The 7,740-nt window shown below is 63.0% G+C and carries 7 protein-coding genes; 1 reads left to right on the top strand and 6 read right to left on the bottom strand.

Annotation, left to right across the window (positions count from 1 at the left end):
- Window positions 1-117: 117 nt before the first annotated feature.
- The gene (locus ACFSJC_RS09220; RefSeq protein WP_386025921.1) at window positions 118-1,452 is read left to right on the top strand and encodes a hypothetical protein; all 1,335 of its coding nucleotides are present in this window, start codon (window positions 118-120) and stop codon (window positions 1,450-1,452) included.
- Window positions 1,453-1,755: 303 nt separating this feature from the next.
- Here the strand turns inward: ACFSJC_RS09220 and ACFSJC_RS09215 are convergent, their stop codons facing one another.
- From ACFSJC_RS09215 to ACFSJC_RS09190, 6 genes are read right to left on the bottom strand one after another with little or no spacing between them, the layout of a single operon-like run.
- Window positions 1,756-2,082: a Na+/H+ antiporter subunit G gene (locus ACFSJC_RS09215; protein ID WP_386025919.1), complete on the bottom strand. Its 327-nt coding sequence runs from the start codon at window positions 2,080-2,082 to the stop codon at window positions 1,756-1,758.
- A 14-nt stretch (window positions 2,083-2,096) separates the two neighbouring features.
- Window positions 2,097-2,366: a K+/H+ antiporter subunit F gene (locus tag ACFSJC_RS09210; RefSeq protein WP_386025939.1), complete on the bottom strand. Its 270-nt coding sequence runs from the start codon at window positions 2,364-2,366 to the stop codon at window positions 2,097-2,099.
- The gene (locus ACFSJC_RS09205; protein ID WP_386025917.1) at window positions 2,366-2,875 is read right to left on the bottom strand and encodes a Na+/H+ antiporter subunit E; all 510 of its coding nucleotides are present in this window, start codon (window positions 2,873-2,875) and stop codon (window positions 2,366-2,368) included. Before ACFSJC_RS09205 ends, ACFSJC_RS09210 begins: the two co-directional genes overlap by 1 nt.
- Window positions 2,872-4,461 carry a monovalent cation/H+ antiporter subunit D gene (locus ACFSJC_RS09200; RefSeq protein ID WP_386025915.1) on the bottom strand — a complete coding sequence of 530 codons (1,590 nt, stop codon included), beginning with the start codon at window positions 4,459-4,461 and terminating at the stop codon, window positions 2,872-2,874. The genes ACFSJC_RS09205 and ACFSJC_RS09200 overlap by 4 nt, the downstream gene beginning before the upstream one ends.
- Complete coding sequence (locus tag ACFSJC_RS09195; protein ID WP_386025913.1) at window positions 4,458-4,793, bottom strand: Na+/H+ antiporter subunit C; 336 nt, start codon at window positions 4,791-4,793, stop codon at window positions 4,458-4,460. The genes ACFSJC_RS09200 and ACFSJC_RS09195 overlap by 4 nt, the downstream gene beginning before the upstream one ends.
- Window positions 4,793-7,705, bottom strand: coding sequence for a monovalent cation/H+ antiporter subunit A (locus tag ACFSJC_RS09190; protein ID WP_386025911.1), 2,913 nt, complete (start codon window positions 7,703-7,705; stop codon window positions 4,793-4,795). The genes ACFSJC_RS09195 and ACFSJC_RS09190 overlap by 1 nt, the downstream gene beginning before the upstream one ends.
- Window positions 7,706-7,740: the final 35 nt, after the last annotated feature.

Here is a 7,740-nt window from a genome sequence, read left to right as displayed (position 1 = left end):
GGACTCTTGTAAATGTCAAACTTCTACGGTCTCCCCGGCAAAGCCGGGGGATTTCTCAACTGATTAATTGAAGATGAAAATTTTCTCAAATTTGCCGAGCAACTCAGCGATGAAGACTTGAGCAATCTGGCTCGTACAGCTGCGGCCTTGCAGACTCCCGGAACAGATCGCAGGTATGGCTTTTCAACAGCTACCGGCGCAGCTGAGGTGAATAACCTTATTCAGAGCCTAAAGAAAATGGACACAGAGACGGCTTCCAGAGTTTTGGAGAAAACAAACCAACTGAGTTTGCCTGTCCCTTTAAGTGAACGCCCCTCGAGGTATTTGGCAAATGGTACTCAGCCAAATAGCTCTCCTGCAGCCAATGATATTCATGATTTCACCAAAGCCATCAGCACTATTGAGCCTGAAAATATAGATGAGACGGTCAACTCCGTTTTTGACAACTTAAGCAAATACAGTGATGACCGAGAAAGCGAATTACTTGAAATATTGGGAATCGACCCGGACGTAGGAATACGTCTAATGGAAAAACTGTCCGACTTTGAGGAGGATACTCAGGACAAGGTTATTAGCTACATGTCTGGTCTTGCCCAATCAATTTCCCCTTTCGCAAAAAGCAACCCTGGAGTGCCGGATCACAGCCCATTGACTACGTGGCAGGGAATCAAACTTGATTACGATGCCAATGCAGAATCTGTCAATAAGGAAATGATGGATCAGTTTGTATCATTGACGGAGAACTACGATTTCAACAACACTCAGCTCAGTAAGATGACGTCTGAGCTGAGTGAGCTGGACAATCTCAACCAACGCGCATATCTTGATATTACCACCGTAGGTTTGGAGCGTTTGCTTGGAAAGGATAAAGAGCAGCCCGTTAATTTTGAGAGTAATCATGAAGCAATGGAAAGCATAGAAAAATTACAGTCGAGCAATACTGCAAGACTTCTTATTGCCGAATCGCGTTTCGGAGAAAAACGCATTGATGATGGCCACGCTTTTTATGAGATTAAGGATTCAGGAGCGGGAAGGAAAGATCAAAAACAAACCATTGAACTGCTGATAACAGATGCATGGTTAAATCGAGAAGAGCCGCGCCGCGCTGCCAGCCTCGCTACCAAGCTTTCAAGTTTAGAAGCAAACCAGAGAGATGAGCTGGTTGATGAACTACACCAGCTCGATCAAACTGACAAGGCTCTCAGCGATTACGGGCCCAACGATAAAGGAGACGATTTTGAAAAATTCCTTGAACGTACCAACGTCATTCACGAAAGTGATGACCTCGATGCTCTCTTAAGCGCTACAGAAAAACTGGATGAAGGGGTGAAAGATGATTTCTGGCGGGCTGCTGATTTTATGAATAAAGACGTCAACAAGATGATTGATATTGTTAATCAATCCGCCAGCGAAGAGGTTGAATTTCTGATCGAATATATTAATGATCTCTAATTACACCTCCGGAAAATGGGGCAGGTTTCATTAGGCTCGTCATCGAAACTGACTCTGCGAGGGCGACCACGCTTACGATTCTCGATTCGGTGATCAATCATGACAGGGAGAGGAACAGGCGATGGAGGCAGCTTACAGATAGCGAGTCGGCCTCACCAACACCTCCATCTCGGCAGGCGCGCCGTCAGCACACCATCGACGGAAACATCGACTTCGATCTGCATGGATATCGACCTATGGCTCGTGGGGTTGCCCGAATTCTCGCAAGATGCGGTATGGCGGACAATCCAATTCGGACGCAGTTTAGCTGTCGCGAAACGCCCGTGGGATCGCCGCGATCGAGCGGACCCGCAGATGCAGCGCCGCCTTGGCGAGCAAGTTGGCGCTGACGGGGGCGGTTATGAAGAGAAAGACGGTGACCAGCAGTTCATGCAGCGCCAGTCCGTCACCCTGGGTGCTGAAATGCAGGCTGGAGGCGACGAGCATGGCGCCGATGCCCAGGGTAGTCGCCTTGGTCGGCCCGTGCAGTCGGGTGAAGAAGTCCGGCAGCCGAGCGAGACCGATGGAGCCGATGAGCGCGAAGGCGGTCCCGAGCAGCACCAGTGCCGAGACCAGAAGATCGATGAGCATGGCTGTCTCCTCCCCTATTCGATCACGCGGCCGCGCACCAGATAGCGACAAAACGCAGCGGTGGCGAGAAATCCCAGCAGCGCCAGCACCAGGGCCGACTCGAAATAGAGCTGGCTGTCGAACTGGATGCCGAGCAGCACCAAGAGCGCGATGCTGTCGATATAGAGGGTATCGAGCGCCAGCACGCGGTCGGGCATATCCGGTCCTCGCAGCAGCCCCCATAGATTCAGCAAAAGGGCCAGACTAATCATGGCCAGGGCGGCCGGCATCACGATCTCAAGCATCATCGGAAGATCTCCATCAGCGGTTGTTCATAACGCTGCTTCAGGTCCCGGCACAGCCGCTCCGAGGCATCCGCCGCATCGCCGCCGTCGAGTGAATGGACCAGCAGGAGAGTGCGGCCGCCGTCCGCCGGGCGGCGCAGATCCGCCGAGACGGTGCCCGGCGTCAGCGAGACGGTGCTCGCGAACAGATAGATCGCGAAGGGATCCACGAGCGCGAGCGGCACCTCGACGAAGAAGGGTCGTGGACGCCGTCGCCGATCGAGCACCAGCGCGGCGACGCGAACGTTCGCCGTCAGGATGTCCGTGGCGAGCCGCCACAGATAGCGCAGGATCAACCACGGCCGACCGGGTCGTCGGCGTCTCGGCCAAAACCCGGCCGTAGCGCCGGTGATGAGCATCGCCAGCAGGGCTCCGAGCAGCACCTGCCCCGGCCCGACGCTGCCGACCAGCAGCAGCCAGAGCGCGAGCAGCGCGAGTGTGGTCAGTGGAAAACGCAGCCAGGCCATCATCGATCGCGACCCTCCTCACGCGCGTCCGAGGCGTGGGACAGGGGCGCGAGTCCCGCGACGGCCGCGACATACCCGCCGTTGTCGAGGATCTGGCGCGCGGTCGCCAGCGTGAAGCCGGTCAGCGGTCCGGCGAACAGCATCAGGAGCGGGCTGGCCGCGAGCAGTGCCGACGTGCCGACGAGCGCGGGTCGCGCCAATCCGGACAGACCGCCATCTCGGCTCGCGATGGCGCTCGGCGACACCGCGCCACGACGACGCCAGAGCAAGAGCGTGCCGGCTCGCGAGAGCCCCAGCAGCACCACGAAGCTGGATCCGAGCACCGCCGCCCAGATCCAGGGCCAGACCGTCGGACCGGTCGCGGCCGAGTCCTGGACCGCGATCAGGATCCATGCCTTGCCGAGAAAACCGCTCAGTGGCGGCAGCCCGGCGATGGCGATCGCCCCGAGCAGGAAGAGCGGCGCCAGGATCTGCGCATCGCGCGGCGGGTCGCCGATGACCAGCCGATCGCCTTGAGCGCGTCCACTGGCGATCAGGTCCGCGAGCAAGAACAACCCGGCGGTGACGAGCGTGGTATGGACGAGGTAATAGAGGGCCGCCGCCAGCCCTTCGGGCGTGCCCGGCGCGATGCCGGCCAACAGGGTGCCCATCGAGAGCATCACCAGATAGCCGATCATGGTCCCGAGTCGCGTGCTGGCCAGGGCGCCCAGACTGCCGGCGGTGATAGTCACGACTGCGGCCCCCGTCAGCAGCCAGGTCGCAAACCCCGCGAGCGCCGGCTCCGAGCCGGTGTCCGGCACCAGACTCAGCAGCCGCAGCATGGCATAGAGCCCCACCTTGGTCAGGATAGCGAACAGCGCGGCCACCGGCGCCGGTGCGGCTGCATAGGCGGGCACCATCCAGGCATGCAGCGGCGGCAGCGCGGCCTTGAGCGCGAAGACGGTGAACAGCAGCAGCCCTCCGGCCCCGGCGAGCCTCGCGTCGACCGGAGGCAGCTGCCCCAGTCGGATCGCCAGATCGGCCAGATTCAGGGTGCCCGTGGCCGCATAGATCAGGGCCGCGCCGAGCAGGAACAGGGATGACCCGACCAGATTCAGCACCACGTAGTGCAGCGCCGCACGGGTGCGCGCCGGACCGCCGCCCTGCATCAGCAGGCCATAGGAGGCGATCAGCAGCACCTCGAAGAAGACGAAGAGATTGAACAGATCGCCGGTGAGGAAGGCACCGACCAACCCGAACAACTGAAACTGGAAGAGCGCATGGAAGTGACGTCCAGAGGCATCTGCGCCGCCGGACGCGTGGAGCAGCGCAGCGGTTCCGAGCAGCCCCGTCAGGGTCAACATCAGGGCGGAGAGCCGGTCGCACACCAGCACGATGCCAAAGGGCGGCGGCCAGCCGCCGATGGCGGTTACGAGTACGTCGCCCTGGGCGGTGCGCGCCAACAGGTCGAGTGCCGCCGCAAGCACGCAGAGCGTGCCCAGCAAACCGATGAACCGCTGCACCGCAAGCGGCAGGCGCGCGCCGACCAGCAGCAGCGCGCCGAGCGCCAGCGGCAAAACCAGCGGGAGCGGGAGCGAGGGCGCGTTCATGACTCCTCATCCCCGTGGCGCTCGTCGACCCGATCCGAGCCCAACTCACTCAAGGCGCGGAGTGCGAGCATGAGGACGAAGGCGGTCATGGCGAAGCCGATCACGATCGCCGTCAGCACCAGGGCTTGGGGCAGCGGGTCGGCATAGGGCGGACCGGAGGCGATCAAGGGGGGCTGACCGACGCGCAGCCCTCCGCCAGCGAAGACGAACAGGTTGACCCCGTAGGACAGCAGCAGCAGACCCAGCACGACGGGGAAGCTGCGCGAGCGCAGCAACAGATAGATGCCGCAGCCGATCAGCAGACCGATCATGGTGGCGACCAGCCATTCCATCAGCCGACCTCCCGAGATGCGCCAATCGTCAGGACATCGCGTCGTCCCGGCGGTTCGCGACCGCTGTCGCTCAGACGCCCGAGCGATTCCAGAACCAGCAGCAGCGTCCCGGTCACGACCAGCAGTACGCCGACATCGAAGATCAGGGTGCTGGTCAAGCGGACTTCGCCGAACAGCGGCAGGGTCCAGTGCAGCATCGCACTGGTCAGCAAGGACCGATCGAACAGCAGCGCGCCGACCCCGGTCAGCAGCGCAAGCAGGAGGCCGAGGCCGATCAGACGCAGATAATCGGGGTGAACGCGCGCAGCGGTCCAGCCGAAGCCGTTCGCGACCTGTAGCAGAATCAGTGCTGCCCCGACCACCAGCCCGGCGACGAATCCGCCGCCTGGGGCCTCGTGACCGCGCAGCAGCAGGAAGGCCGCGAGCATGAGCGCCGCCGGCAGCACCGGCCGCGCGACGGCGGTCAGCATCAAGGGATGGCGCGCGTCGCGATCGGACGCGCTGCGGTCCTCGGGACGCGCCCTGGAGCCCGCCGTCACGCCCCGCGCCGGGAGGCGCAACGTCAACCCTCGCGCCATGACGGCAATGCCCACGGCGGCGATGGCCAGCACGCTGATCTCGCCGAGCGTATCCAAGGCGCGGAAATCCACCAGGATGGCGTTGACGACGTTGCCGGCACCCGCCAGAGGCTTGGCGGCCTGCAGATACCCGTCCGAGATCGGCTTGGCCGGGCGCAGCATCATGAGGGCCGCGAGCACCGCGCTACCGATGCCGCCGCTGACGGCCAGCAGAAGGTCGCGACGCTGTCGCCAGCGCGATGGCCTGAGATCGAGGCTGTTGGGCAGCAGGGTCAGGACCAACAGCAGCAGCAAGGTCGTCACGATCTCCACGGACACTTGGGTCAGGGCCAGATCCGGCGCCGAGAAATGCACGAAGGCCAGACTGACCACGAGACCGACCGCGCCCATCAGCAAGAGCGCCCATAGACGATCGCCGCGCCGCAGCACGACGCCCAGGGTGGACAGGGTCAGGATCGCGGCGGCCGCGAGGCTCGGGCCATCGAGCGGCGTCGGCGTCACCGCGATCCAGCGGATCGGTATCCCATCCGACGGCCGCGCCATGATCCATCCCAGGATCGCCAGCAGGATCGCCGTCGCCACCAACCACGCCAGGTTCGCGGGCAACGACAGGGATTCGATCCGCTGGCGGGCACGGTAGGCCAGTCCAAGCAGGCGCGCGCTCGATCGCTGAAAACCCCGCGCCCCACGCGCCGGAGGAAACCAGCGCGCATGCACGGCGAATAGGGAGCGCCGGAGGATATGGATCAGCAGGGCGCCACCGAGCGCCGCCAGGCTCATCTGGAAGGCGGGCGACCATCCCTGCCAGGGCGACAGATGATAGTCGGGAACGAATCCGAGCACGCCGCGAGCGCCGAGACTGAGCAGAGGTCGCACGACCTGTTCCGGAAAGATCCCGACCAGCAGACAGACCGCGACCAGGACCTCGATCGGCAGCCGCATCAGGCGCCTCGGCTCCTGCGGCGGCTTGGACAACCCCAGGCTCTGGCCATCGAAGCGGCCATCGAAAAAGACATCGTGGATCAGGCGCAACGAATAGGCCGCCGAGAAGGCCCCGCCCAGGACCGCCGCCGCCGGCATCAGCCAGTGCAGCAGCGGCCAGCCCGCGATGCGCACGGAATCCAGGGTCTCGATGAAGAACATCTCCTTGCTGAGAAAGCCGTTGAGCAGCGGCACGCCGGCCATCGAGGCCGCCGCGACCATGGCGAGCGTCCCCGTGATCGGCAGGAAGACGAACAGCCCGCTCAGACGCCGCAGGTCGCGAGTGCCCGTCTCGTGGTCGATGATCCCGGCGGCCATGAAGAGCGACGCCTTGAACACCGCATGGTTGATGGCGTGAAACAGCCCGGCGACGACGCCCAGGGGCGTCCCGAGACCGATCAGGAAGACGATCAGCCCGAGATGACTGATGGTCGAATAGGCCAAGAGTCCCTTCATGTCGTGCTTGAAGAGGGCGACATAGGCGCCGAAAAGAAAGGTCGCGAGCCCGACGCCGCCGACTAGCGCGAACCAGAGCCCGCCGTCGGCCAGGATCGGAAACAGCCGTGCGAGCAGAAAGACGCCGGCCTTGACCATGGTGGCCGAATGCAGATAGGCCGACACCGGGGTCGGCGCGGACATCGCCCCCGGAAGCCAGAAATGGAAGGGCACCTGAGCGGACTTGGTGAAGGCGCCGAGCAGGATGAGCAGCAGGATCGGCAGGTAGAGCGGATGCTCGTGGACCCGATCGCCGGCAGCCAGCGCGTCGGTCAGCGACAGGCTGCCGACGACGCTGCCGAGCAAAAGCACCCCGGCCAGGAGCGCCAGCCCCCCTGCCCCGGTGACGAGCAAGGCCATGCGCGCGCCGCGCCGGGCGCCAGCGGTGGATGGATCGAACCCGATCAACAGGAAGGAGACCAGGCTGGTGAGCTCCCAGAACAGCACCAGCAACAGCAGATTGTCCGAGAGCACGATACCGAGCATCGCACACTGAAAGGTCAGCAACAGCCCATAGAACCGCCCGCGCGGGGCGTCGGTCGGCAGGTAATAGCGGGCGTAGAGATCGACCAAAAGCCCCATGCCGAGAATCAGCAACGCGAACAGCAGGCTCAGCCCATCGCAACGAAGCGCCAGATCGAGCCCCATCGCTGGCAGCCACGCCCACTGCTGCAGCGGGGTCGTGCCCTCGACGATCGACGGCACCTGCAGCAAGAGGGCGACCAGCGCCAGAGTGCTGGCGACGGCAGCGACGACCGATGGGGCACGCGCCCAGCGACGCTCCGCCAGCGGCGCCAGGAGTGCACCGAACAGAGGAAACAGCAGGATCGCGACAAGCGGCGGGGCGATTGCGATCATGGTTAGCGAGCGATTCCAGCGCGGATCGCCGTGCC

It is taken from the genome of Thiorhodococcus fuscus (assembly GCF_042682685.1).
Classification (GTDB): domain Bacteria; phylum Pseudomonadota; class Gammaproteobacteria; order Chromatiales; family Chromatiaceae; genus Imhoffiella; species Imhoffiella fuscus.
Note: the sequence above shows the minus strand (reverse complement) of the source record. Positions and strands in the feature narration are given on the sequence as shown.